Here is a 1,522-nt window from a genome sequence, read left to right as displayed (position 1 = left end):
GGTTCTTGTTCTCTGGTAATATTTTACCGCGAATAAGATATCCCATGAGCACTGGCACTAACGTAATAGCAAGGCCTGCTGCTGCCGCCATTGCATAAGTTTTAGTAAAGGCGAGTGGCGAGAACATCTTGCCTTCTTGACCTTCCAATGCGAATACAGGAACAAAGCTTAGCGTGATAATCAGTAGCGAGAAGAACAACGGTGCACCAACCTCTTGCGCCGCATCACCAATCACTTGCCATCGGTTTTTGTCAGTCAATGGCGTCCGTTCAATATGCTTATGTACGTTTTCTATCATAACGATAGCACCGTCTACCATTGCACCGATCGCGATTGCAATCCCTCCTAGCGACATGATATTGGCGTTGATACCTTGCCAATGCATGACAATAAAGGCCCCTAAAATACCGACAGGGAGACTCAATGCGATAACGAGCGAAGACCGAATATGGAATAGGAACAACGCACATACAATAGCGACAACAATGAACTCTTCTGCAAGCTTTTTCCAAAGGTTCTCAACCGCTGCATTAATTAACGTAGAACGATCGTAAGTAGCCACTATCTCAACGCCATCAGGCAAGCTACGTTGAAGCTCGTTTAGCTTATCCTTAACATTACTGATCACTTCGCTTGCGTTTTCTCCAAAACGCATGACAATTACGCCACCTACGGCTTCGCCCTCTCCATTTAATTCAGAGATTCCTCGTCTCATCTGTGGTCCGAGTTCAATATCAGCAACGTCACCTAATAATAGGGGAGATCCCTTTTTACTTACCTTGAGAGGTAGCGCTTTAATGTCATAGATACTAGACAAGTAGCCAGTGGTTCGTACCATGTGTTCAGCTTCTGCAACTTCCACTACAGACGCGCCACTTTCTTGGTTACCATTTTGAATAGCCATATTGACCTGTTGCAGAGTTAGGTCATAAGCACGTAGCTTGGCAGGATCGATTTGCACTTGGTATTGCTTAACCATACCACCAACGGTCGCTACTTCTGAAACCCCGTCTACGGTTTGTAGCTCATATTTTAAGAACCAATCTTGTAAGCTACGCAGTTCAGCAAGGTCATGCTTGCCAGTTTTATCTTGTAAAACATAACTGTAAACCCAGCCCACACCTGTCGCATCTGGACCTAGTGTTGGTTTAGCGCTTGGAGGAAGTTTTGGTGCAACTTGACTTAAATATTCGAGCACTCGCGAGCGAGCCCAGTACATATCGGTATCATCATTAAAAATGATGTAGACGTAAGAATCACCAAAGAACGAATATCCACGAACAGTTTCAGCGCCAGGAACCGCAAGCATAGCCGTTGTCAGCGGATACGTGACTTGGTCTTCCACCACTTGGGGTGCCTGACCTGGATAACTTGTTTTTATGATCACTTGTACATCAGATAGATCAGGAAGAGCGTCAACTGGAGTATTCTTTACGCTATATAATCCGCCAAAGACTAAAGCAAAAGTCGCTACCAATACCAAAAAGCGATTATTGATAGACCATCGAATGATTGCACCTAT

1 protein-coding gene is annotated in these 1,522 nt (G+C 44.7%); it reads right to left on the bottom strand.

From position 1 onward, the window contains the following. Window positions 1–1,522 (bottom strand): efflux RND transporter permease subunit (locus IQR33_RS33210; RefSeq protein WP_228013919.1); only part of this gene is annotated, 1,522 nt, incomplete at both ends.

This window comes from Vibrio sp. OPT46, assembly GCF_015163535.1.
Lineage (GTDB): Bacteria > Pseudomonadota > Gammaproteobacteria > Enterobacterales > Vibrionaceae > Vibrio > Vibrio alginolyticus.
This window is presented reverse-complemented; position numbering and strand designations above follow the sequence as displayed.